Here is a 23,183-nt window from a genome sequence, read left to right on the forward strand (position 1 = left end):
GCGAGACGATGAGCAACCAGCCGTACGAGCCCCGGTTCGAGCCCCCGCAGGAGGGGCGCGAGCCGTATCAGCAACCGCAGCGGCCCCACCAGCCTCAGCAGGCCGAGTGGCAGCAGCAGACCCAGCAGTGGGAGGGCCAGACCTGGGAGACCCAGGCACAGCCCACGACGCCCGCCGCCGACCCCGCGTACGCGCCGCCCCGGGCGCCCGGGGACCGGAACGCCCCGCAGGGCCGCCAGGGTGCCTATCAGGGCTACGCGGAGCCGCACGGCGCCGGGCATCCGCAGGGCGCCGGGAACGCGCAGGACGCCCCGCACGCGCAGACGTACGGGTACGGTGCCGCGGCCGGGCCGCTGCCCCAGGAACCCGCCGCGCAGGGCTGGGACCACGCCCGGCCGCAGCACCACCCCGAGGCGCCCGCGCCCATGACGGGGTCCGTGGCCGACGGCGCCGGGGCGGCGACCGGCTACGGCCCCGCGACCGTCACCGGCAACGCCCGCGTCACCGACGCCCAGCGCGCCCGCGCCGAGGGCCGCTCGCCCGTCATCGAGCCCGGCATCCAGCCGGCCGCGCTCACCGCGGTGCTGGCCCTGCTGCTCGCCGGCACGGCGGCGATCGGGCAGTACGCCCTCGTCGTCCCGCTGGTGCTGCTGCAGGCCGTGACCGCGGCGGGCTGGTTCCGGCTGAACGGGATGTGGCCGGCCCGGCAGGGCATCGCGCTGGCGTTCCTGGGCGCGGTCACCGCCGACGTGGTGCTGCTCGCGGTCGGCCGGGAGAACGCGCCCGCCGCGATCCTCGGCACGCTCGGCGTGTGGGTCCTGCTCACCCTCGTCCTGCAGCTGCGCAGCCACGCCGACCCGGACACCCGGATGTACGGCCTGATGGCGACCGTCGTCTCGGCGGCGCTGTCGATCATCGCGGCGGGCCACCTCGCGGCCGAGCCGGACGCCGTCACGGTGGGCGCCGTCACGGTCGCGGTCACGGTCCTGGTCCGCGCGCTGCCGCTGCCCACCGCCGTCTCCGTGGCGGTGGCCCTGGCGGCCGCCGCCGGCGCGGGATTCGTGGTCGGCGGCATGACGGACCTGGGCGGCCAGGGAGCCCTTCTCGGGCTCGGGGCCGGTGTCTGCGCGCTGATCGGCCACCGGGTCGCCAGTTACGACTACCCGTCGCGTTTCGTGCACTTCACGGCCGGCGTGGCGCTCCCGCTGGCGGCGGCCGCCCCGGCGGTCTATCTGCTCGGCCGGGCGCTGGGCTAGCCGGCCGGGGAACCCGCCGTTCGTCACAGGTGATCGACAACCGTTCCGGAGGGCCCCGTCAGGGGGCCCTTCGGGTTAGGTTCGCGCTGGACGGCCATGTCGGCCGCCCGGACCCGGTCTAGGTGGGGGAACCCCGAGCATGCGCGCACTGCGAATAATTCTGGTCGTCACCGTCATCCTGGGCGGCCTGTTCGTGATCGCGGACCGCGTGGCGGTCGGTTTCGCGGAGGACAAGGCCGCCGACCGGATCAAGAGCTCCGAGGGCCTGGCCACCACCCCCGACGTGTCCATCGAGGGCTTCCCCTTCCTCACCCAGGTGGCCGGTGGCGAACTCGACGACGTGAAGATCGGCATCAAGGACTTCGAGGCGTCGGCCGAGGGCGGCAAGGGCACCGCGGGCGGCACCGCCACCATCCGCATCGACGCGCTCGACGCCGAGATGCACGGCGTCCGCTTCAACGGCGACTACAGCTCCGCCACCGCGAACAGCGCCTCCGGCTCCGCCACCGTCTCCTACGCCGAACTGCTCAAGGCCGCCAAGTCCCAGCCCACGGCGGTCGCCCCCGGCGTCACCGCGCAGGTCATCGGGCTCTCCGACGGCGGGAACGGCAAGATCAAGGTCGAGGTCACGGCCACCGTCCTCGGCACCAAGCTGCCCCAGCCGGTCTCCGTGCTCAGCTCCGTCGCCGTCGTCGGGGGCGACACGGTCCGGGTGCACGCGGACGGGCTGCCCAAGCTGGGGGTGGATCTCGCCGAGGGCCGGATCCGGTCGATCACCGACTTCGAGCAGAAGATCGACGGACTGCCGGGCGGCATCAAGCTCGACAAGGTCGAGGCGGCGACGGACGGCGTGGACATCTCGGTGAAGGGTTCGGACGTCAAGCTGGTCGGGTAGGACGGTTGACGGCACCGGGCGCCAGGACGGTTGACGGCACCGGGCCGCAGACGGCCGCAGACAGCCGCGGGGGCCTTGGGGCGGCCCGGCCGGCCGCGGCCCGTACCGGGAGCTGCTGTCCGAAAGGCGAGACGAGGCCGTCCGTACGGCAGATGCGTGAGGGACGTGATGCCCGGCGCCGGGGCCCGGCGCGCGGCGGGAGTGGTTTCGATGGTCATCTCATCCCACATCCCGGACGATCCCATCTCATGATGCGACACACCGGTGACATGTCCGGCTGTCCGTCCCTACGATCGGACGCATGAAGCGACAGGCGGATCTCACGAAGCGGCGGGCAGTAGACCTGTGCCGCGTCGCCGCCATGCTCTGTCGCACTTTCTAGCGGGGGCCGTTCGCCCATCCGCCCTGCCCCGGCCCTTCCTCGCCGGGGACCCCCGTGCGCGTCGCGCAGCCGAGACCGGCATGACCGCGCACCCTCTCCCTATCGCACCGCCCCGCCGCAACTGCCCCGGAGGAGAAAGAGCATGAGCCGCAGCGACGTCCTGGTAGACGCCGACTGGGTCCAGGCCCACCTGGACGACCCGAGCGTGGCCATCGTCGAGGTCGACGAGGACACGTCCGCGTACGAGAAGAACCACATCAAGAACGCGATCCGGATCGACTGGACCAAGGACCTCCAGGACCCGGTCCGCCGCGACTTCATCGACCAGGAGGGCTTCGAGAAGCTCCTGTCGTCGAAGGGCATCGCCAACGACACGCTGGTCGTCCTCTACGGCGGCAACAACAACTGGTTCGCGTCCTACGCCTACTGGTACTTCAAGCTCTACGGCCACGAGAACGTGAAGCTTCTCGACGGCGGCCGCAAGAAGTGGGAGCTCGACTCCCGCGACCTGGTCGTCGAGGTGCCCGAGCGCGCCGCGACCGACTACAAGGCCAAGGCCCAGAACACGGCGATCCGCGCCTTCCGTGACGACGTCGTCGCCGCGATCGGCTCGCAGAACCTGGTGGACGTCCGTTCGCCCGACGAGTTCAGCGGCAAGCTCCTCGCCCCGGCGCACCTTCCGCAGGAGCAGTCGCAGCGCCCGGGCCACGTCCCGAGCGCCCGCAACATCCCGTGGTCGAAGAACGCCAACGACGACGGCACCTTCAAGTCGGACGACGAGCTCAAGGAGCTCTACACCGACGAGCAGGTCGACCTCGCCAAGGACACGATCGCCTACTGCCGCATCGGTGAGCGTTCCGCGCTCACCTGGTTCGTGCTGCACGAGCTGCTCGGCGTCGAGAACGTCAAGAACTACGACGGCTCCTGGACCGAGTACGGCTCTCTGGTCGGCGTCCCGATCGAGCTCGGCGCCGGCAAGTAACCCCCAAGGCCTGAAGGACGGAATCCGAATATGTGTGGAGCGAAGGCCGGCGGTCCCGACGCCTCGACGATCAAGCCCGGTGAGACCACCATCCAGGGCCAGGTGACCCGCGACGGCGAGCCCGTCACCGGTTACGTGCGTCTGCTGGACTCGACCGGCGAGTTCACCGCGGAGGTCCCGACCTCCGCCACGGGCCAGTTCCGCTTCTACGCGGCCGAGGGCACCTGGACCGTACGCGCGCTGGTCCCCGGTGGCACCGCGGACCGCACGGTCGTCGCCCGGACGGGCGGCCTCTCCGAGGTGGCCATCGCCGTCTGACGGCCCCCGCAGGATCTCGCACGGACGACGGGCCGTGCTCCGGGTGCACCACAGCCCGGGGCGCGGCCCGTCGGCGTGCGCGGACCGTCCCGTACGGTCCCGCGCCGGACCGCTTCCGTGGACCTACTCTTGACGTATGTACGCACGACGGCGACACGTGTACTTCGCCATGATGGGGACGTGCATCGGTCTCTTCGTCCTGGCCTGGGCGGTCGTGCGCATCTGGTCGATTCCCGCGGCCGTGGGGATGTGCGTGGTGGCGATGGTCATCCCGCCGCTCGCCGCGATGGTGGCCAACCGGCGTGGTCCCGAGGACCGCTGGTGGGACGACCCGTCGGGGGACCCCAAGTCCGACGAGTGGTGGGACGAGCTGGACGGCAAGAAGCGGGGGCCCTAGAAGCCCGCCCCGCGCGCCTCCGCGTCCGCCCGCGGGCGAGCGCTCAGTAGACGAGCGCCTGCGTGTCGTCCGCCATGGCCTCCTGGACGAAGACCTGGGCGCCCGCGATGCGCACGCCGGTCAGCACGTCCTGCTCGGTGATGTCCCGGCGGGCCGCGCACTGCGTGCAGAGCGTGATGCGGCCCGCCGCGAGGATCGAGTCGATCAGACCGGGAAGCGGAGCCGCGTGCGGAAGCTCGAACTCGGCGGCAGGGCCCGGCAGTGCGAACCAGGCGGACTCCCCGGTCAGCCAGAGGGAGACGTCGACGCCACTGGCCACGGCCACCGCCGCCACCGTGAACGCCTGTGAGCAGCGCTCCGGGGCATCGGATCCGGCCGTCACCTTGATCAGGAGCTTCTTCGCCATGGCTGCATGGTAGTCGGCGGAGTCCGAATCGTGATCAAGCCCCTTACAACCCCGTGCGGCAGCCATGGGTCTCCTGTGCGCGCGGATACGGAATCCGTGCTTCGCGTTCCGTGGGGGGACGAGTTGGAAGTCGAGGCAGTACCCGAAGCATCCGGAGCGACCGAGGCACCCGTCGAGGGACCTCGGACATCGCCGCTGGAGGAGAAGACCGGGCGGACGCCCGAGGAGAAGACCGGGCCGGCGCCTGCGGAGGAGTCCACCGGCCGGACGGGTGAGGAGACGCCGGGACAGGCGTCCGAGCAGACACCGGCCACGTCGGACGTGACCGGGACCGGGGTGTCCGCTGTGGCCGAGGCCCCCGAGGCCCCTGAGATCCCTGAGGCCGTCGAGGTCTCTGAGGCGTCCGACGCGGCCGGTGGACCCGCCGTGCGTCGGCGTCGTCGCGGGCGCACGACCCTGTTGATCGCCACGGCCGCTGTGTTGGGGCTGGTCGCCGGTACCTGTGCCGGCTTCCTGGTCCAGGCCGACCGTGAGCCCACCGGGCTGCCGTCGCTCTCCCAGCCCGTGGTCGCCCAGGCGCGCGGAGCGGGCCCGGAGCCCCTCTCGGCCGCGCAGGACCACCAGGTGAAGGCCGACGGCGACCTCCGCAAGCTGCTGCTGACGCGTCCGAAGGGCGCCCGGGAGGCGGACTTCGTGGCGGGCGGGGACGGCTGGCTCACCATGGCCGAGTACGCGGAGCAGCTCAAGAACCCGGACCGGGAGTTCAGCGAGCTGGTCGGCGCGGAGTTCCGGCGCGCGGCCGACACCGCCTGGCAGGTGGGCAGCGCGTACACCGTCGACATCAGGCTGGTGCAGTTCCGCCAGGAGGAGAACCTCGCGGCGTCCGACCGTGCCAACGGCTGGAACGTGGAGGGCAAGCACGGCTGGCCCATCCCCGGCACGGGCGACGGCATGGCGTACGTGTCGGCGAAGCCCGAGACCCAGCCGGGCTACATGCCGCTGTACAGCGCGGAGGCACACGCCTGGCGGGGTGACATCTCCATGGAGATCTGGATCTACGGCACCGGTCCGATCCCCAAGGCGAAGATCATGGATGTGGCCAAGCGGCAGATGGAGCGGCTGTGACCGACGAGCGACCGATGAGCGAGCAGCCCGCCCGGCAGCCCACGCCCGAGACACCGGCGCGCGACAGCGCCGCACAGGGGTCCGCGGCGCCTGAGTCCGCGGCGCCTGAGGTCACGGGGCCGGAGGCTCCGGCGCGTGCGTCCGTGGTGCCGGACTCCGTCGCGCCCGAGGCCACGGTGTCCGAGTCCGCGGCGCCCGACTCCTCCGCGGTGGCCGGGCCGGGGGCGGCCGAACCCTCCGCCCCCGGCGCTACCGACGTCCCCGCCGTCCCCGTCAAGAAACCGCTGCGCCGGGGCCGTGTCGCCGCCGTCGCCGGTTCCGTGCTGCTCGTCGCCGCCGTCGTCGGCGGCGCCGGCTACACCGTCGTGACCGTGCAGGACGCCGACCGGGATCCCGGCGCTCCGTCATGGACCTTCCCGGTTCCGGCTCCCGACGGGGCCAAGAAGGCGAAGGCCTCCTCGGGACTCGCCGCGATGCTCGTGCCGTTCGGCACCGAGGGCTGGAGCCGGGGCCCGGACATCGGGGAGTTCGGCTCCGACGCCTCGCTGAGCGGCGCCGAGGCGACGGCTCTGCGCAAGGAGGCGCTGCGCGATCTGCCGCGTTCCCAGCGGCGGAACCTGGAGAGGCAGATCGACAAGCAGCACACCAAGGGCATCGCGATGCGCAGTTACCTCAGCACCTCCAGCGGGTTCAACTCCACGCTGTACGCCAACAGCACGTTCACCGTGAGCATCGAGCTGGCCCAGATCGAGGACAAGGCGGCGGTCAAGGGGATCTCGACGTTCCAGAACGAGTTCTTCGGCGCCCTCAAGATCTTCCGCAAGGGTCCCGCGATCAAGGATCACAAGAACGCGAAGTGCTTCCTGCCGCCCAAGGACAAGGACGAGAAGCTCGACATGATGGTCTGCTCCGCCTACGAGGGCGACGTGCTGGTCAGCGCGACCGCCTCCGCGGTCAAGCCGTTGGACACCAAGGGCGTCGCGATGCTGCTGCGCGAGCAGCTCGACCGCATCACCGAGCCGGGGGAGGCGGTATGAGCGAGCTGACGGACTCCGCAGAGACCGGGACGACGGCCCCGGCGGAGGAGCGGGCCGAGCTGCCGCCCCTGCCCGAGGTCCCGCCGCCGGCCACCGTGCCCGGCCCGTCCGCGCCCGCCGGTCCGGACGCCACGGACGGGACCCCGGACGGGACCCCCGGCCCCGAGGCACCCTCCACGGGCGCCGGACCCGAGGTGCCGCCGGCTCCGGTGCGCAAGGACCGCAAGGACCGCCGGGTGCTGCGGGCCGTGCTGCGCTGGACCGTCGCCACCGTGGTCTTCGCGGCGGCCGGCACCTCCGCCGCGTACGGCATCACGCGGATGGACCGCACGGACGTACCCGGTCTGGCGACGGAGACGGACGGGCGCTGGGACTACCCGACGATCAGCCTGCCGCCGCTGCCCTCCGGCAGCCCGCGCCCGTTCGCCGAGTCGAACAGGGGCAGCACGCACTACGCCGACCTGCGCAGACTCGTACTGCCCGCTCCGAACGGCGCGCACGCCGACCCGGCGCTGCGCGGGTCGGACGGCTGGCTGGCCACGAAGACGTTCCTGGCGGAGTACGCCACGCGGGACGACCGGGAGACGCTCGGGCAGCAGCTGACCGACTACGGCCTGCGGCACATCGCGGCACGCGGGTGGACCACGCCGGACGGTACGCGCACGCGGATCTACCTGCTGCAGTTCGGCACGGCCGCCGTCGCGGACGAGGTGCACTCACAAGGGCTGACCAGCTACGACGCGCCGGCCCACGCCATACGCGGAGCCGAGCAGACGAAGACGGACGACGCGTTCCCCGCCCACGCCACGGTCGACGACGTGACCCGCAACACCTTCGTCGAGACCAAGCCGTACGGGGCCGAACAGGTCCGTGAGGCGTACCTCTCGGCCGGGGACACCATCGCCGTGATCGTGCAGTCCCGCAAGGGCGCCGCGAAGGCCGTGCCCTTCCAGCAGACGGTCGCCCTGCAGAGCCAGTTGCTGGGCTGAGCCGCCAGGGCGCACCTCGCAGAGAGAGCCGGGCCCCGCACGACTAGAGTGGGGTCCGGTTCCCGTACCGCCTGTCACCGCCCACCACCGCGTCACCCCGAGGAGCACCCCGTGCTTGAGGCATTCTTCGAAGCCCTGCTGGTTCTGGTCTGCGTCGGCGTTCTGGCCTTCGCCGGGCTGACCGTGAAGAAGCTGTACCAGGGCCAGCGCTGACCCCGCCTCTGACGTCGACGACGAAAAGCTGCTCATGATCGAGATCCCGTCCGACCTCCACAAGGACCTGCTCCCCCTCGCCTTCCTGATCGGCGACTGGGCGGGCGCGGGTGTCCACGACTTCCCCGGCTCCGAGAAGTGCAACTTCGGGCAGGAGGTCACCTTCAGCCACGACGGACGCGACTTCCTCGAGTACCACTCCCACACCTGGGTGCTCGACGCCGACGGGAACAAGGTCCGGCCGCTGGAGTCCGAGTCCGGCTTCTGGCGCATCGACGCCCAGCGCAAGGTCGAGGTCGTCATGACCCGCGACGACGGCGTCGTCGAGATCTGGTACGGCGACCTGGCCGAGAAGAAGCCGCAGATCGACCTGGTCACGGACGCGGTGGCGCGGACCGCCGCCTCCGGCCCCTACACCGGCGGCAAGCGTCTGTACGGCTATGTGAAGAGCGACCTCATGTGGGTCGGCGAGAAGCAGACCCCGGAGGTCGAGCTGCGCCCCTACATGTCCGCGCACCTCAAGAAGGTCGTCACCCCGGAGGACGTCGAGCGCTGGGCCAAGGCCCTCCCGGACGACATGCCGGACGACGGGATCGCGTTCTTCAAGTAGACGGCGGGCGGACCCGGCGCGGTCCGCGCCACCGTTCGTGACTCTCAAACGATGTACAGGGAAAGTTCACGCTTCTCTGATGCGGGGCCGGTAACCCTACGAGGGTGACCGGCCCCGCATCCTTTCCCGAGGTCCCCCCGAACCCACCCGCACCCGCACCCGTCTCCGGGTCCGGGCCCGTGCCCGCTCCCGCCCGGGTGCTCGTCGTCGACGACGAGCAGGACGTGCGCGACCTGCTGACCGAGACCTTCCGGCTGGCGGGCTTCGACGTCACCGCGGTCGGCACCGGCGTCGCCGCGCTGAACACCGCGTACGCCGAGACCCCCGACCTCGTGGTGCTCGACGTACGGCTGCCCGACTTCGACGGCGCGGACGTCGCCCGTATCCTGCGCGACGCCGGCCGTGAGGTCCCGGTGGTCCTCCTCCCCAAGCCCTTCAGCCTGGAGAACGTCGTGACGCGCGTCAGGGAGATGCTGGCGGCCTAGACTGGGGCGCGTGGTAGGCACCGACTGGAAGAGCGATCTGCGGCAGCGCGGTTACCGGCTGACACCGCAGCGGCAACTCGTGCTCGAAGCCGTGGACACGCTGGAACACGCGACCCCGGACGACATCCTGGTCGAAGTCCGCAAAACGGCCTCCGGTGTCAACATCTCGACGGTCTACAGAACGCTGGAGCTGCTCGAGGAGCTGGACCTCGTCAGCCACGCCCACCTCGGGCACGGCGCGCCGACCTACCACCTGGCCGACCGCCACCACCACATCCACCTGGTGTGCCGGGACTGCACGAACGTCATCGAGGCCGACGTCTCGGTCGCCGCGGAGTTCACCGCGAAGCTCCGTGACACCTTCGGCTTCGAGACCGACATGAAGCACTTCGCGATCTTCGGCCGCTGCCAGGACTGCGCGGCCGGGAAGTAGAGCCCCGCCGGCTGGGTGGCGGGGCCCGAGAGGGAGGGGCCGGCCGGGAACCGGTTCCTGCGGGAAATGAGAAATAAATTCGGCGGCTTCCGGGTCGTAGGCTGTGTGGATATGAAGAGCCCTCTCCTGGCCCTGCCCGGCGCGGTCCCCGCCGAGGGCGTCGACGAAGACGTCGCCGCCCACTACGGCGACCTGTTCCGCGAACAGCGCGCCCTCGCCGACGGCACCGGCTTCGTGGACCTCTCGCACCGCGGCGTCGTCGCCGTCACCGGCGAGGACCGGCTGAGCTGGCTGCATCTGCTGCTCACCCAGCACGTCACGGACCTCCCGGTGGGCCGTGCCACCGAGGCGCTGATCCTCTCCGCGCACGGTCACATCGAGCACGCGCTGTACCTCGTCGACGACGGCACCACTACCTGGGCCCACGTGGAGCCCGGCACCCAGGACGCGCTGATCGCGTACCTGGAGTCCATGAAGTTCTTCTACCGCGTCGAAGTCGCCGACCGCACGGGCGACTTCGCTGTCGTCCACCTGCCGGCCGGTTCGATCGCCGAGGTCCCCGACGGCGTCGTCGTCCGCGAGACCCCGTACGGACGCGACCTCCTCCTCCCGCGCGCGGACCTGGAGTCGTACGCGGGCAAGGCCGGCCCGGCGGCCGGACTGCTCGCCTACGAGGCGCTGCGCGTCGAACACCACCGCCCGCGGCTCGGCTTCGAGACCGACCACCGCACCATCCCGCACGAGCTGGGCTGGATCGGCAGCGCCGTGCATCTGCAGAAGGGCTGCTACCGGGGCCAGGAGACGGTCGCCCGGGTGCAGAACCTGGGCAAGCCCCCGCGCCGGCTGGTCTTCCTGCACCTGGACGGCAGCGAGGTGCACCTTCCGCCGCACGGCGCCGAACTCCGCCTGGCGGGCGACGGCCCCGACGGCCGGAAGATCGGGTTCGTCACCACCGCCGTACGGCATCACGAGCTCGGCCCGATCGCCCTGGCCCTGGTGAAGCGGAACGTACCGCTCGACGCGCCGCTGCTCGCGGACACGACGGCCGCGGCCCAGGAGGTCGTCGTCGAGCCGTAGCCGTACCCGCGGCTGCGGCTGTAGCCCGTCATCGAGCCGTGGCCACCGGCCCCTCGTGCGGCGCGGACGCCCGTCGGACGGCGGGCGGCCCTCAGATGTCGACGACGACGGTGAACGGGCCGTCGTTCGTCAGGGAGACCCGCATCCGGGCACCGAATCGGCCCGTCGCCACGGTCGCGCCCAGGGCGCGGAGCCGCGCGACGACCTCGTCGACGAGCGGCTCGGCGACATCGCCGGGGGCGGCCGCGTTCCAGGTGGGGCGGCGGCCCTTGCGGGCGTCGCCGTACAGCGTGAACTGGCTGATCACGAGGAGCGGTGCGTCGATGTCGCTGCACGAGCGCTCGTCGGTCAGCATGCGGATCGACCAGAGTTTGCGGGCCAGTTGGGCCGCCTTCTCCTTGGTGTCGTCGTGCGTGACGCCGACGAGCACGCACAGGCCCTCACCGTCGATCGCCCCGACCGTCTCGCCGTCCACGACGACGCTCGCGCCGTCCACCCTCTGTACCACCGCACGCATGGCGACCATCATGCCCTGTACGGCGAGGACCGTTCCCAAGGGGCCGGGCGCCGCCCTCCGGCCCCGGAGGCTCCCGTGACGCCCTTCGGGTTTTCTTTTTTGTCCTTAACCACCCATCTAGGTCCGATCAGGGGCACTCGGTCACATAGCGGCCACTTGGGGTGGCACGATGCGTGTGTTGCGGTGCAACCGTGGGGTGGACCGCGCCGGTTGAGGGGACGGAAGAGGCACATGAGCACACCGAGTACGGGGCAGCCGCCCGGAACCGTGTCGTTGATCCGGACGAATCCGCGGGCGGGAGGCGGTCGCGCGGGAGCCCACCGCCCTCCCGCGCAGCGCAGTGGCAGCCCTCTGCCCCCGGACTCGCCCCAGCCCGATCTGGCCCTGCTGCGGCTGCCCGAACTGCGCACCCTGCGACGCGACGCCCAGCGCGACGAGGCGGACCTCAGCTATGTGCGACGGCTGCTCCAGGGCCGTATCGACATCCTGCGGGCGGAGCTGGCGCGACGAGGGGGACTGCGGGCACCTGGCACGGCCACGACCGGGCCCGCGCCGTCCGCGGCCTCGTCGGCCTCGCGGTCCTCGGCACCGCTCCGGCTGTCGGCCTCGGCCTCGGCCTCGGTCCCGGCTCCGGCGTCCGTGGGGCGTGCTGCGGGCGGGGAGCCCTCGGTCGTCGACCGGCTGCCCGAGATCCTTACGGACGCGCCGGCCCGCCACCGGTCCTCGGCCCGCCATGTGACGGTGGGCACACCGCACGGCGAGGAGTACCGACGGCTCGCCTCCGACATGCTCTCCGAAGTGGAGCTGTCGGACCTGGAGGCCCGTACGGACGAGGAGCTGACCGACGGAATGGGCCGCCTGGTGCGCTACGAGCAGCAGGTCTCCCGCCGTCGCCAGCGGCTGCAGCGGACGGCAGACGATTGCAGCACCGAGATCGCCCGCAGGTACCGTGATGGGGAAGCACAAGTAGACGACCTGCTCATGTGACGCGGTGGCCCCCGGTGATCCCGGGGGTGTGCGGTGGTCGCCGCGACCGCACCGGGAACGGCCCGGGCACGCGGTCGCGGCGCTCGGCCGGCGGCATCCGGGACCCTCCCGGTGCGGCGTCCCGGTCCGATCACGCGCGGGTCCCCGTCCCGGAAGGCCACCGCCGATGTCCGCCGCCCCCGCAGACCCCTCCATACCTCCGTCGAACGCCTCGGCCCCCTCGGCTCCGCCGGTCCCTCCCTCGGAGCGGAGCCGCCCGGAGCTTCCGGTGCTGGCCGAGGTCGTCCGTTCGGGATTCGTCGAAGGGCACCACCGGGGCAGCCTGGTGGTGCTGGCCGCGGACGGGACGGTCGAACGGGCCCTCGGCGACGTGGACACACCCGTCTTCCCGCGCTCCTCGAACAAGCCGATGCAGGCGGCCGGGGTGCTGCGGGCCGGCCTCGACCTGAGCGGTGAACGGCTGGCGCTTGCCGCCGCCAGCCACTCCGGTGAGACCTTCCACCTCGATCTCGTACGGAAGATGCTGGACGAGCACGGGCTGAGCGCCGGGTTGTTGCGCTGCCCGCCGGACCTGCCGCTGGACCCGGTGGAGGCGGAGACCTACCTCGCCGCCGGCGGGGTGCGCGACCGGGTCACCATGAACTGTTCCGGCAAGCACGCGGCGATGCTCGCGGTGTGCGCGCAGCGCGGCTGGCCGCTGGAGACCTATCTCGACCCCGGGCACCCCCTGCAGCGGCTCATCCACACCGTCGTCGAGGAGGCGGCGGGGGAGCGGGTGACGGCGGTCGGCACGGACGGGTGCGGGGCGCCGTTGATGGCCCTCACCCTCACCGGGCTGGCACGGGCGTTCCGGTCCTTCGTCGCCGCGGCGCCGGGCACCGCGGAGCGGCGGGTGGCCGACGCGATGCGGACCCACCCCGAGTACGTCGCCGGTACCCGGCGGCCCGACACGTGGCTGATGCGGGAGGTGCCCGGGGTGCTGTCCAAGATGGGTGCGGAGGCCGTCCAGGCGGTGGCCCTTCCGGACGGCCGGGCCTTCGCCTTCAAGATCGACGACGGTGGCGGGCGGGCACTGGGTCCGGTCCTGGCCCGCACGCTGGCCGGACTCGGCGTGGACGCGCCGGCCGTGTCGAGGATCGGACACGCCCCGCTGATGGGCGGAAGCGTGGAGGTGGGGGAGATCCGGGCGACGTTCTGACCGGGGTGTTCGCGCTCTCCGCGGCGCTGAAGGGCCGGTGACGGACGTGGTCCTTCCGGCGCGGGCGCGCATCATCAGCCCGTCCGGCGTTTGAGGACGAGCCCTTCGGGCGATGAGGGGGTCCGGGGCGGAGCCCCTGGCGGGGTCCGGGGCGGAGCCCCGGAGGTCGGGACGGGCAGGGGCGGCCGGGGCGAAAACCCCGCGACAGCCCCAGGCCCGTACACCTAGCGTGCTTTCATGAGCCGCCGCCCTGATCGAATCGACGTCCGCCCGATCACCGAGCCCGAGATCCCCGCCTGGACCCGCGCCCTGAACACGGGATTCCTCCGTTCCCCGGCCGTCTCCGACGAGGAGACGGCCGACCGCGCCTCGTACCTGGACCTGTCCCGCACACTCGGCGCCTTCGACGCGGACCGCTGCGTCGCGACCTTCCGCTCGTTCCCGCAACGGCTCACCACGGTCGGCGGCGCCACCGTCCCCGCCGAGGCGATCACGAACGTCACCGTCACTGCCACCCACCGCCGCCGCGGCCTCCTCACCCGGATGATGGGCACCGCCCTCGCCGCCGCGAAGGAGCGCGGCGAGGTGGTCGCCACGCTGATCGCCGCGGAGTACCCGATCTACGGCCGGTACGGCTTCGGACCGGCCACCGCCGCCGCCCAGTGGACCGTCGACGTCCCCAGGACCGGCCTCGACCGCCGCTGGTCGGGCCCGGCCGACGGCGGCCGTATCGACCTGACGGACGGCGAGGAGGTACGGAAGATCGGCCCCGGGCTGCACGCCCGGCTCACCCGCGTCCAGCCGGGAGCGGTCGACCGCGCGGAGCGCTGGTGGCAGCTGAACACCGGCGCGCTGACGGTCGACCGCGTCCCGTGGACGGAGCCGTTCTACGCCGTGTACCGCTCGGCGGACGGCGAGGTGGAGGGCCTGGCCGCGTACGGCGTGGACGACAACTGGGGCGACGCGAAGCAGCCGGAGGACACGGCGACGGTGCGATGGCTGATCGGGGTGACCCCCGCCGCCGAGCGCGCCCTGTGGCACTACCTCTGCTCGATCGACTGGATCACCCGGGTCAGGACCGGCTGGCGCGCCCCCGACGACCTGCTCCCGGACTTCCTGCCGGACCCGCGTGCCGCCAGGATCACCACGCAGGCGGACTGGCTGTGGGTCCGGATCCTGGACGTCGTACGGGCCTTGGAGGCGCGTACGTACGCGGGCACGGGGACCCTGGTCCTGGAGGTCACCGACGGGGACGGTCTGTCCGCCGGGCGCTATCGGCTGGACGCGGGCCCGGACGGCGCGGTGTGTGCCCCGACCGGGCAGAGCGCCGACCTCACGCTCGACGTGCGCGAGCTGTCGGCCCTGTGGCTCGGCGACGTGTCGGTGGTGCGGCTCGCCGCGCTCGGGCGGGTGCGGGAAGAACGAGAGGGCGCCGCCCTGACGGCCGACGCCCTGCTCCGCACGCCCAGGCGACCGTGGTGCCCGGACATCTTCTGACGTGTGTGGTTCCGGTTCCTGATTCCTCCCCTCCCGCCTCCTCGGCGCCTCTGCTCCGTCGTCTTCCTGTTCCTGGTGTGGGTGCTCCGTAGCACTCGGTCGCTGTTCGGTTGTTCTTCGACGTGCGGTGGTGCGTCGTGCGGACCGAACGGGCTCCCGGCTCCCCTCCGGAGGGGAGCCCGGTCGGCCTGACCGCCGGACGATGGTGCCCGGTCAGCCGGACTGGGAGAGCAGCAGGACGAGGATCACGGCCCCGATGCCGCTGATGGTGGTGTTCTTGGCCTTGAGGCCCACGGTCAGTACGGCGAAGGCGATGAGGCCCATCGGGCCGTACCTCCACTGGATGACCTGCTCGAATCCGATGGCGAGGGCGGCGACGGCGAGAGCGATGAGCGGCATGACGGTCCCTCCTTCGGGACGGCGAGGCGGACCCCGCTGGGACCGTCCACCTGGTCGACAGAACGTGCACCTGGACGACTCTGGCGGCCAACCCCTAGGGAAGTTTGACCATGTTGCTTAAGTTGGCAACCAACTCATTGATAGTTATCTCCGCGTTGGGACGACTCATAACCACCTATCCTTCAACTGCCCAAAGATGGCGCGAAGTTGTAGTGTTTGGTCGTGGAGCCGGAACACGCCTCCGTCAGTGGACGGAACAGGTCACCACGGCCACAGAGGTCACATCGTGAGGTGGCCGACGAACTGCGCAGCCGGATCAGGTCCGGCACGCTGCGGCCGGGCCAGCGCATGCCCACCCAGGCGAAGCTGGCCGACGAGTTCGGTGTGGAGCGCGGGGCAGTCCGCCAGGCGCTGCGCATCCTGCAGTCCGAGCACCTGCTCGTGAACGTGTCCAAGGGGAGCCCGGCCACCGTCGCCGACATGCTGGACGGGGCTCCGACCGGCCCCGAAGCCTCGCCGCAGCCCACCACGGTCGCCCTCGGCGGCCGGATCACGGCCGCCTTCGAGGCCCGGCACGTGGAGATCGACGCGCTCTGCCTGACCTCCATCTCGCTCACCCTTGCCATGGGCGAGCCCCTCCGGCAAATTCACGCGGGGCGTATGAAACCAGCCAGGGTGGACGTCCGGGTGCTGCTCCCCAGCAGTGACATCGACCTGGCCTTCCCGGCCCCGGTGGACGCATCGTCCTCACGGCGGCTCCAGCGCGGCTGGCTCACCAACCGCAACGCCCAGGGCCAGGTGCTGCGCCACAACCTGCTCGCCCTGCGCGCGACGCACGGCATCGACGTCAACATCGCCTTCCGCGCGCTGCCCTTCACCCCGCCCGTGAAGCTGTACCTGCTCAACGGGACCGAGGCGCTCTTCGCCTACTACACCCTGGCCAGGCGCGAGGAGGAGGTAGACCACGAGTACCTGGAGATGTACGACGTCCAGGGCACCCGGTCGATGCTCTTCCCGTTCGCGCACGGAGCCGGGCAGCGGGACAGCACCTTCGTGGAGCAGTCCCATCTGTGGTTCGACGCGCTGTGGGAGACCATCAGCTCCGAGCTGCAGCTTTCGGGCTGACCGTCTCCCGGCCGGGGCTCACAGGGCGGGGCCGGCCACCAGCAGGGCGAGGACGACCGCCCCGATGGAGCTGCAGGTGGGGCTCTTCGCCTTGACCCCGATGGTGAGCAGCAGCAGACCGACGACGCCGGTCGTGCCGTACTGCCACTGGACGAACTGGTCGAAGCCGACGACGAAGAGGGCGGAGAGAAGGGCGATGGCGGGCATGGGCGGATCTCCTGCTTCTACTGTGGCGTGGTGGTTCCTCTGGGGTGTGCGGCGGTGGGTCCGGGAGCTGGGGGCGGCTGGTCCGACAGGGGAAGCAAAACTTCCGCCAACTTGACCAAGTTGGTTGCCAACTCTGTATAGGTTGTCCCCACTTGGCCGCCAGTCATAAACAACTTTTAAACAACTCCCCGTAGATGGGCAGGAGTTGTAACGTTTGGTCGTGACCCAGGAGAACGTTGCAGTGAACGGCAGCAGAAGGCTTTCGCCGCAGGAGATCGCCGACGTCCTGAGGGATCGGATCCGGGCCGGGGACCTCAAGGCGGGAGACCGGCTGCCCACGCAGGCCGAGCTGGCCGAGGAGTTCGGTGTCGAGCGGGGGACCGTCCGGCAGGCGCTGCGCGCCCTTCAGGACGACGGCCTGCTCAGTAACGTGAGCAAGGGGAGCCCGCCCCGGATCGCGGAGCGGGCCCCGACCCAGGGCGAGCCCCAGACGACGATGGTCGGCCTGGCGCCCCGGCTGGCGCAGGCGTTCTCGGCGCCGCACGTCCGGATCGACGCGGCCTGCCTGACCGCGGAGACGCTCATGCTGGCGCTCGGCGAACCGGTCCGGCTGATCCACGAGGGCCGCCTGCGCCCCGAATCGATCGCCGTGCGCATCCTGGTGCCGTCCCGGGACATCAACCTGGCCTTCCCGGTCTCCGTCGACGCCCCGGCCGACGACGACCCGGTCCACGGACGCTGGCTGACCCAGCGCAACGCCCAGATCCACGTCCTCCAGCACAACCTGCGCGCCCTGCGCTCCTCGCACGGCATCGACGTCGATGTCGCCTTCCGCGCGCTGCCCTTCACCCCACCCGTGAAGCTGTACCTTCTCAACGAGGCCGAGGCCCTGCTCGCGTACTACATGGTCACCCGGCGCGAGGAGGAGATGGCCGACGTGACGCTGGACATGTACGACGCCGTGGGGTCGCGCTCCCTCCTCTTCTCCTTCGAGAAGAGGTCCGGTCAGCGGGACGCCGCGTTCGTGGAGCAATCCCAGAAGTGGTTCGACGCCCTCTGGGAAACCATCACCACGGACCTGACACTCTCCTAGTGACTTCTGATACGAGGCAGACCGAACAGGTGACAGCGGAGACCGAGAACCTGCGAGAAGTGATCGAACGCGCTCGCTTCGTGCTTTTCGACTTCGACGGGCCGATCTGCCGGCTGTTCGCGGGGCACCTGGCGGAGAACGTGGCGAAGGACCTGGTGGAGTGGCTCGAACACCAGGGCATGCGGGGGCTGCTGACGGAGGAGGAGCAGGTCCACCCGGATCCGATGGTCGTCCTGTACGCCGTCCACCGGCGCCATCCGCACAGCGACCTGGTGGCCGAGCTGGAGGAGCGCCTCACCCAGCAGGAGCTGAAGGCGGTGCCCTCCGCCTGGCCGACCCCGTACGCGGATCCCCTGATCCGGACCTGGAGCGCGGTGGGAGCACGGCTGGCCGTCGCGACGAACAACTCGGCCCGCACGGTCTCGGGCTATCTCGAAAGCCGCGGCCTCACCGAGTGCTTCACCCGCAACCTCCACGGCCGCACCCAGGACCTGAACCAGCTCAAGCCGCACCCGCACTGCCTCAACCGCGCGCTGAACGTCATGGGCGCCGCGCCCTCCGCGGCGCTGATGATCGGCGACGCCCCGTCCGACCACGAGGCCGCCCGACGCGCCGGCGTCCCCTTCCTGGGCTACGCACGCAACGCCGCCAAGGAGAAACTCCTGCGCGACGCGGGCGCCGAGAACGTGGTGACCTCCCTGGAACCGCTCCTCCGGGTGCTGCGGGGGCAGGGGTGAGGGGGCGGGGCTGAGGGGGTGCGGGGCGGGGGCGGTGCAGTGACGACGGCCGCGTGCGGGGCTTCGGCGAGCACCTGGGTCCAAACGTGTCCGCTGCGACGCCTCGGCTCAGGCCTGCATCTGCAGGGTCAGCAGGAAGAAGAGGCCCGCCGACCACCAGGCCAGCCGGGCGCTGCCCGCGCGTATCCCCACCACCAGACAGGTCAGGACCAGCAGGCCGGCCAGTCCGAGCCTGGACCGGACCAGCTGCGCCACGCCGAATTCCAGTACGGCGGCCACCAGTTGAAAGAAGACCATGTCCCCACCCCGTCCACTTCCGCGATTCGATCAACTACCCGTCCAATTGGACTGGTTCGCTCGAAATTGGTTTCCCCGGTCGGACTGATCCCTTAACCCGTCGTCAGTGACGACCAGGGTTTGACTGGAACTGGTTTGCTTGTCAGCCGAAAGAGGTACGGTCGCCGTGTGGACGAGGGACAGAGCACCGAAGGGGGCGGCAAGGAGTTCTGGCGTGTCCTGGAGGAGTTGCGCGCCCGCCTGGCCAACGGCGCCTACCCGCTGGGCAGCTCACTGCCGGCCCAGCGAACCCTCGCCGACGAGCTGGGAGTCTCGCGGGACACTGTCCAACGAGCTCTGAGGGCGCTGGCGGGCGAGGGCTGGATCGAGTCCCGGCAGGGCAGCGGGTCACGCGTGGTCAAGAGCCCCACACAACTCGGCACCCAGCAGCAGGAGGTGCCCCGGGTGCGCGCGACCCTGGGTACGTTCGTCGCCCGCGCCTTCGCACAACCGGTCGTCCAATTGGACGTGTTCACCCTCACCTCCGAATCCCTGGACGCCCACATCCGGCTGCAGGCCGAGCGCGTCCGTCTGGGGGAGGTCCGCCCCGAGCGCATCGAGTTGCGCATGCTGTTGCCCGACACGTCACTGACGCTCCCCTACCCCCGCGCGAAGCAACTCGTGAGTGAGGGGGAGGCGCGGCCGGACGACGGGGCCGGGTCCGAGCCCGGGCACGGGCACGGGCAAGTCGCCCAGTTGAACGGCACACTGCATGATCGCCTGAACGACATCACCCGGCGGCACTCGATCTCGCTGCGTTCGGCGCTGCGGGACCTGAAGACGGAGAAACTGGTGCCCTCCGTGCAGGTGGAGGTCCGGTACGTGCCGCTCACGCCCGCGTTCAAGCTGTACCTGCGCCCAGGCGTGGAGGCCTTGTTCGGACCGTACGAGGTGGTGGAACGCTCGATCCTGATGGACGACGAGACCGAGGTCGACGCCATCGACGTGCTGGGCCTCGGATCGACGCTCACCCGTCACGTCAACGACGAGGGAGATCCGGACTCCTCCGGCTCGGTGTTCGTGGAGAGCATGCGCGCCTGGTTCGACTCCTGCTGGAATCTCCTCGCGCGGCCGTCCTGAGACAAGACCGGGTCCACCGGTTCTCCGGCGGCTTCTCCACCGGCGTGGTGTCCACTGGAAGCTTAGAACTCTTCCTCGAGTCGGGGGCGAATCCGCCTCAGCACCCTCGGCCGGGCACTACTGTGTGTCCTCATCCTCGTCGCGGCGCATGAACATCGGCGACAACGCACAGCCATTCAGGAGTGACCCGTGGGCGTTCCGCTGATGTCCGGGCCGCCCGGTCCCCTGGCCCTGGAAGAGGCGTCGGACACGGCGTTCCGCGACTTCGTCCGCTACGCCAAGGCGTTCGGATCGTTCGGCCGGGGACACCACAACCTGAACTACATGGTGCGGCCGCTCACGGAGCGTGACTCCCGGCTGGTGGCGTGTGACGACGGCGCGCCGGTGACGGTGCGGGAACGTATCCCCTCCGCCCTACCCGTGGTCATCAGGACCTGGCAGGACGAGGCGGAGATCCTCAACACGATCTGGGACGTCCTGCCTCACGTTCCACGCTGCCTGGTCAAGCACCGCGATCTGACGATCCTCAGTTACGTGGAGGGCATGCCGCTGTCGCGCATCTGCCCGAACGGCAATCCCCTGGACTCCGGCCTGATCGTCGCCCTCGCGGATCTCCTTGCGGACCTGACACGGGTGCGCAGACAGCACCTCCCTCCGCTGCCGCCGTCCTGGCCCCACTCCAACCGTGACAGCAGTGCCTTCCTGCGGGTGCTGGCGTTCGCGGCGGAGGAGCAGATCAGGCAGCGCAACTGGGCCGAATTCGGCGGACTCTTCGCGATGCTCGGGATCCCCGAGGACGCGCTGGTGCGCTTCGCCGACCGGGTTCCCGCGCTCATCAGCCGCCCCTTCAGCCTCCTCCACACCGACCTGCACCGGGACAACGTCATCGTCTCGTACGACGGTGATCCGCCCCTGATCTGCGTCGACTGGGAGCTTGCGACCTACGGCGACCCCTTGCACGACCTCGCCACGCATCTGGTGCGGATGCGGTACCCCGAGTACCAGTGGCCCGAGGTGATCGAGGCGTGGCGTGAGGCGATGGGCCGTCGGCGTCCCGCGGCCGCGCACGGACTCGACCGCGATCTCCGGCACTACGTCGCCTTCGAACGTGCCCAGTCCGTCTACCCGGACGTGATCCGGGCCGCCATGTCGCTGGGAGTCTCCGTCAGTCAGCAGGAACTGGACGCCGCGACCGCCGCGGTGCACCGGGCCCTGCTGGCGGCCGAGGGACCGCTGCGGCTCGCGAGTGTGCCGGACGAGTCCGCGATCGAGCGCATTCTCTTCCGGTGGAACGAGTCGCGAGGAGGCCGGCACAAGAATCACCGGCCGCGTTCACGGATCGCCTGGACACCCGATCCCCGACTCACCTCGCCGACCCGGACGCTCACTGCGGCGGAAGTGAGCGAGGCGTTGTTCGAGGAGGGCGCGGCCTCGGCGGACCGGGTGTTCAAAGGGACGGCCCATCTCAACACGGCGGTACGGGTGTCGGGCGTGGACTTTCCCGTGATGGTCCGCCGGAAGATCGGCACGTCCGACGCCCGGGAGCGCAGATTTCTCAATGAGCACGCCGTCCTGGGCGCCATTGACCGGTCACACGTTCCCGTGCGCGCTCCGCGGGTGCTCGCCCTGGGCATGAGCGGCCTCAGCGAACAGTTCACCGTCCACTCGTACGAAGGGCCGGTGGACCCGTTCCGGCCACCGGACCACCCTACCGACGGGCTGCGCCCGTTCGAGGCGGACGACCTTGTGGACCAGCTCCACGCCCTGACCTTCGTCGACTGCGATGAACTGGACGCGGGCGCACAGGGGTTGGATTTCTATCGCGGCCTCCGCGACGAACTCGTCCGCATGGTGAACCAGCTCCCCAAGCCGACCCGGGACCTGACGCGGGAACTCGGGCTTCCCGACGGGTACCGGCTGGGCGAGATCTTCGATCGGCACAAGCTGGAGAAGCGTCGGCCCGTGCTGCTCCACGGCGATCTCAATCCGTGGAACCTGGTACGCGGTGAACGGGGCGGCCTGGTGCTCATCGACTGGGAGATGGCCGTCGTCGGCGACCCGCTGTACGACCTGGTCCGTCACATGCATCTGACGCCCACCCGGCCCGAGATCCGCGAGCGGCTGTTCGCCCGCTGGGCCCGTCTACTGCCGGAGAAATGCACCACGGGCTGGCAGGAGGACTGGCGTGTCTACCGGTGGATGGAGGTGGTCCGCTCGGCGTACGTGGATCTGGACCGCCTGGTGACGGGCGACAGCCTGGACGCCCCGAACGTCCGCCGGGCGGTCGACTCCTACGCGATGACCCTGGCCGAGGCCACCGCGGTGCTGGGACTGCCGGGCAAATTGACGGCGAACCCCTACCTTGCCCGTGCGCTGCCGCACCGACACCATGGAGTCCGACGGACAGCCGGGGTATCCGCGGATTTCTGACCGCCGCCGAGCTTCGGCATGGGGGAGGGGACTGCGGATGTCCGATGGGCCGGGGGGAACGGCCGACAGCGGCATGGGTGAACGCCTGAAGCGTTTCCAGGCCCGGTACGAGCCGATGTTCACACGCGTGTTGCTCCTGGCGATCTTCGTCACCGGGGTGACGGCCCAGTTCGTGAAGCCCGTCGGAGACGCTCTGCAGGACAAGACGTTCCTCGGCGGTGCGTTGCTCAGCCTGGTCGGCTACGTGCTCTACGACACGGTGAAGGACCTGGCCGCGTCGCTCCGCCTGCCGGTGCGGGCCCAGGTCGGCTCACCGGAGCTGGGCAGCTTCGTGAGCGAGGCCTTTCGCGCGCGCGATGTGGAGATCCGTTTCCTCGGCTACACGGGGGAGACGCTCTACAACGAGCTCTATCACCGGCTGGAAGGGCTGCTGGAGGACCCCGGACCGACCAGAAACGTCTCTGTGAGAGTACTGATCCCGGACTTCGGACAGCCGATGATCGTCCCGTCCAGGGTCGGCGAGGACGGCGTGACACCGGTGGACGACCCGGACTACCGGAAGCGTCTCGAATTGAAATGCCGGGAGTACGACCAGATGCTGTCGGGGATCGCGGAGCGCCTCACCACCGGGGGGCGGGTGATCGCGGAGTGCGAGTACCGGCTCTACCCGGGCATACCGAGGGACAAGATCTGCATCTTCAACCGGGAACAGGTGTTGCACGGCCTCTACGACGTGGCCTCCCGTACCGTGCAGCGCCGTTCGGATCCGGAATACTACGACCCCAAGGGTTACCGGACCGACCTCAACGTCTGGTCCAGGCAGGGAGGTGAGGACTCCAAGGCCGTCGTCTCCAGATGGAACAAGCATCTCGACGATCTGTGGAGGCTGGCGGCGAGGCCGTACTGGCGGCAACGGACCGCGGCCTGAAGGCCACGGAGCCGTCACCCGGGACCGACGGCACCGGATGACGA

27 protein-coding genes are annotated in these 23,183 nt (G+C 70.7%); 22 read left to right on the forward strand and 5 right to left on the reverse strand.

The genetic code is table 11. The features are described from left to right. Positions 1–8: 8 nt before the first annotated feature. The 6 genes from OG776_RS22815 (at position 9) to OG776_RS22835 (ending at position 4,230) form a co-directional block, all read left to right on the forward strand. A complete protein-coding gene (locus OG776_RS22815) occupies positions 9–1,256 on the forward strand; it encodes a hypothetical protein (protein ID WP_148009095.1) in 1,248 nt (415 codons plus the stop codon). 139 nt (positions 1,257–1,395) lie between these two features. Next, positions 1,396–2,151, forward strand: a complete 756-nt coding sequence (locus tag OG776_RS22820) for an LmeA family phospholipid-binding protein (RefSeq protein ID WP_148009094.1) — start codon at positions 1,396–1,398, stop codon at positions 2,149–2,151. A 301-nt stretch (positions 2,152–2,452) separates the two neighbouring features. Continuing rightward, positions 2,453–2,533: a putative leader peptide gene (locus OG776_RS42445; protein ID WP_350310325.1), complete on the forward strand. Its 81-nt coding sequence runs from the start codon at positions 2,453–2,455 to the stop codon at positions 2,531–2,533. Between the two features lie 142 nt (positions 2,534–2,675). Then, positions 2,676–3,515, forward strand: a complete 840-nt coding sequence (locus OG776_RS22825) for a sulfurtransferase (RefSeq protein ID WP_148009093.1) — start codon at positions 2,676–2,678, stop codon at positions 3,513–3,515. A gap of 30 nt (positions 3,516–3,545) precedes the next feature. Next, the gene (locus OG776_RS22830; RefSeq protein WP_148009092.1) at positions 3,546–3,833 is read left to right on the forward strand and encodes a DUF1416 domain-containing protein; all 288 of its coding nucleotides are present in this window, start codon (positions 3,546–3,548) and stop codon (positions 3,831–3,833) included. Between the two features lie 136 nt (positions 3,834–3,969). After that, complete coding sequence (locus OG776_RS22835; protein ID WP_148009091.1) at positions 3,970–4,230, forward strand: DUF3099 domain-containing protein; 261 nt, start codon at positions 3,970–3,972, stop codon at positions 4,228–4,230. Between the two features lie 43 nt (positions 4,231–4,273). Here OG776_RS22835 and OG776_RS22840 read toward each other — a convergent pair whose 3' ends face one another. After that, positions 4,274–4,636, reverse strand: coding sequence for a DsrE family protein (locus OG776_RS22840; protein WP_329326474.1), 363 nt, complete (start codon positions 4,634–4,636; stop codon positions 4,274–4,276). Between the two features lie 345 nt (positions 4,637–4,981). Between OG776_RS22840 and OG776_RS22845 the strand changes: the two genes are divergently transcribed. From OG776_RS22845 to ygfZ, 7 genes are all read left to right on the forward strand, one after another. Next, positions 4,982–5,761, forward strand: coding sequence for a hypothetical protein (locus OG776_RS22845; protein ID WP_329326476.1), 780 nt, complete (start codon positions 4,982–4,984; stop codon positions 5,759–5,761). Beyond that, a complete protein-coding gene (locus tag OG776_RS22850) occupies positions 5,758–6,798 on the forward strand; it encodes a hypothetical protein (RefSeq protein ID WP_329322467.1) in 1,041 nt (346 codons plus the stop codon). The genes OG776_RS22845 and OG776_RS22850 overlap by 4 nt, the downstream gene beginning before the upstream one ends. Before the next feature lie 5 nt (positions 6,799–6,803). Continuing rightward, positions 6,804–7,787 carry a hypothetical protein gene (locus OG776_RS22855; RefSeq protein ID WP_410093182.1) on the forward strand — a complete coding sequence of 328 codons (984 nt, stop codon included), beginning with the start codon at positions 6,804–6,806 and terminating at the stop codon, positions 7,785–7,787. Between the two features lie 247 nt (positions 7,788–8,034). Then, on the forward strand, positions 8,035–8,610 hold the full coding sequence (locus OG776_RS22860) for an FABP family protein (protein ID WP_148009089.1): 576 nt from the start codon (positions 8,035–8,037) through the stop codon (positions 8,608–8,610). A 179-nt stretch (positions 8,611–8,789) separates the two neighbouring features. Next, the gene (locus tag OG776_RS22865; protein WP_329322468.1) at positions 8,790–9,095 is read left to right on the forward strand and encodes a response regulator transcription factor; all 306 of its coding nucleotides are present in this window, start codon (positions 8,790–8,792) and stop codon (positions 9,093–9,095) included. A gap of 10 nt (positions 9,096–9,105) precedes the next feature. After that, positions 9,106–9,528: a Fur family transcriptional regulator gene (locus OG776_RS22870; RefSeq protein WP_148009087.1), complete on the forward strand. Its 423-nt coding sequence runs from the start codon at positions 9,106–9,108 to the stop codon at positions 9,526–9,528. 111 nt (positions 9,529–9,639) lie between these two features. Then, positions 9,640–10,605 (forward strand): CAF17-like 4Fe-4S cluster assembly/insertion protein YgfZ, encoded by a 966-nt coding sequence (gene ygfZ / locus OG776_RS22875; protein ID WP_329322469.1) that lies wholly within the window; start codon positions 9,640–9,642, stop codon positions 10,603–10,605. A gap of 91 nt (positions 10,606–10,696) precedes the next feature. Here the strand turns inward: ygfZ and dtd are convergent, their stop codons facing one another. Next, on the reverse strand, positions 10,697–11,122 hold the full coding sequence (dtd, locus tag OG776_RS22880; protein ID WP_148009085.1) for a D-aminoacyl-tRNA deacylase: 426 nt from the start codon (positions 11,120–11,122) through the stop codon (positions 10,697–10,699). A 231-nt stretch (positions 11,123–11,353) separates the two neighbouring features. Here dtd and OG776_RS22885 point away from each other — a divergent pair, with 231 nt between their 5' ends. From OG776_RS22885 to OG776_RS22895, 3 genes are all read left to right on the forward strand, one after another. Continuing rightward, on the forward strand, positions 11,354–12,109 hold the full coding sequence (locus OG776_RS22885; protein ID WP_329322470.1) for an RsiG family protein: 756 nt from the start codon (positions 11,354–11,356) through the stop codon (positions 12,107–12,109). Between the two features lie 166 nt (positions 12,110–12,275). Next, the gene (locus tag OG776_RS22890; RefSeq protein WP_148009084.1) at positions 12,276–13,307 is read left to right on the forward strand and encodes an asparaginase; all 1,032 of its coding nucleotides are present in this window, start codon (positions 12,276–12,278) and stop codon (positions 13,305–13,307) included. Positions 13,308–13,544: 237 nt separating this feature from the next. Beyond that, positions 13,545–14,804, forward strand: a complete 1,260-nt coding sequence (locus OG776_RS22895) for a GNAT family N-acetyltransferase (protein WP_148009083.1) — start codon at positions 13,545–13,547, stop codon at positions 14,802–14,804. A 213-nt stretch (positions 14,805–15,017) separates the two neighbouring features. Here the strand turns inward: OG776_RS22895 and OG776_RS22900 are convergent, their stop codons facing one another. Beyond that, positions 15,018–15,203, reverse strand: coding sequence for a hypothetical protein (locus OG776_RS22900; protein WP_148009082.1), 186 nt, complete (start codon positions 15,201–15,203; stop codon positions 15,018–15,020). A 216-nt stretch (positions 15,204–15,419) separates the two neighbouring features. On the opposite strand from OG776_RS22900, the gene OG776_RS22905 reads away from it, so the two are divergent. Then, on the forward strand, positions 15,420–16,328 hold the full coding sequence (locus OG776_RS22905) for a winged helix-turn-helix domain-containing protein (protein ID WP_329322471.1): 909 nt from the start codon (positions 15,420–15,422) through the stop codon (positions 16,326–16,328). 18 nt (positions 16,329–16,346) lie between these two features. Here OG776_RS22905 and OG776_RS22910 read toward each other — a convergent pair whose 3' ends face one another. Further along, positions 16,347–16,535, reverse strand: a complete 189-nt coding sequence (locus OG776_RS22910; RefSeq protein ID WP_148009080.1) for a hypothetical protein — start codon at positions 16,533–16,535, stop codon at positions 16,347–16,349. A 214-nt stretch (positions 16,536–16,749) separates the two neighbouring features. Between OG776_RS22910 and OG776_RS22915 the strand changes: the two genes are divergently transcribed. Both OG776_RS22915 and OG776_RS22920 read left to right on the forward strand, forming a co-directional pair. Beyond that, complete coding sequence (locus OG776_RS22915) at positions 16,750–17,628, forward strand: GntR family transcriptional regulator (RefSeq protein WP_148009079.1); 879 nt, start codon at positions 16,750–16,752, stop codon at positions 17,626–17,628. Then, positions 17,628–18,365, forward strand: coding sequence for an HAD family hydrolase (locus OG776_RS22920; protein WP_261994513.1), 738 nt, complete (start codon positions 17,628–17,630; stop codon positions 18,363–18,365). Before OG776_RS22915 ends, OG776_RS22920 begins: the two co-directional genes overlap by 1 nt. Positions 18,366–18,473: 108 nt before the next feature. Here OG776_RS22920 and OG776_RS22925 read toward each other — a convergent pair whose 3' ends face one another. Beyond that, the gene (locus OG776_RS22925; protein ID WP_148009077.1) at positions 18,474–18,662 is read right to left on the reverse strand and encodes a hypothetical protein; all 189 of its coding nucleotides are present in this window, start codon (positions 18,660–18,662) and stop codon (positions 18,474–18,476) included. Between the two features lie 168 nt (positions 18,663–18,830). Between OG776_RS22925 and OG776_RS22930 the strand changes: the two genes are divergently transcribed. The 3 genes from OG776_RS22930 (at position 18,831) to OG776_RS22940 (ending at position 23,139) form a co-directional block, all read left to right on the forward strand. Further along, positions 18,831–19,781: a GntR family transcriptional regulator gene (locus tag OG776_RS22930; RefSeq protein WP_329322472.1), complete on the forward strand. Its 951-nt coding sequence runs from the start codon at positions 18,831–18,833 to the stop codon at positions 19,779–19,781. Between the two features lie 204 nt (positions 19,782–19,985). Then, a complete protein-coding gene (locus OG776_RS22935; protein ID WP_443077375.1) occupies positions 19,986–22,211 on the forward strand; it encodes a phosphotransferase family protein in 2,226 nt (741 codons plus the stop codon). Between the two features lie 37 nt (positions 22,212–22,248). Continuing rightward, on the forward strand, positions 22,249–23,139 hold the full coding sequence (locus tag OG776_RS22940; RefSeq protein WP_148009075.1) for a hypothetical protein: 891 nt from the start codon (positions 22,249–22,251) through the stop codon (positions 23,137–23,139). Positions 23,140–23,183 lie beyond the last annotated feature (44 nt).

Origin of the sequence: Streptomyces sp. NBC_01689 (genome assembly GCF_036250675.1) — a bacterium.
In the GTDB taxonomy this organism is placed as follows: domain Bacteria; phylum Actinomycetota; class Actinomycetes; order Streptomycetales; family Streptomycetaceae; genus Streptomyces.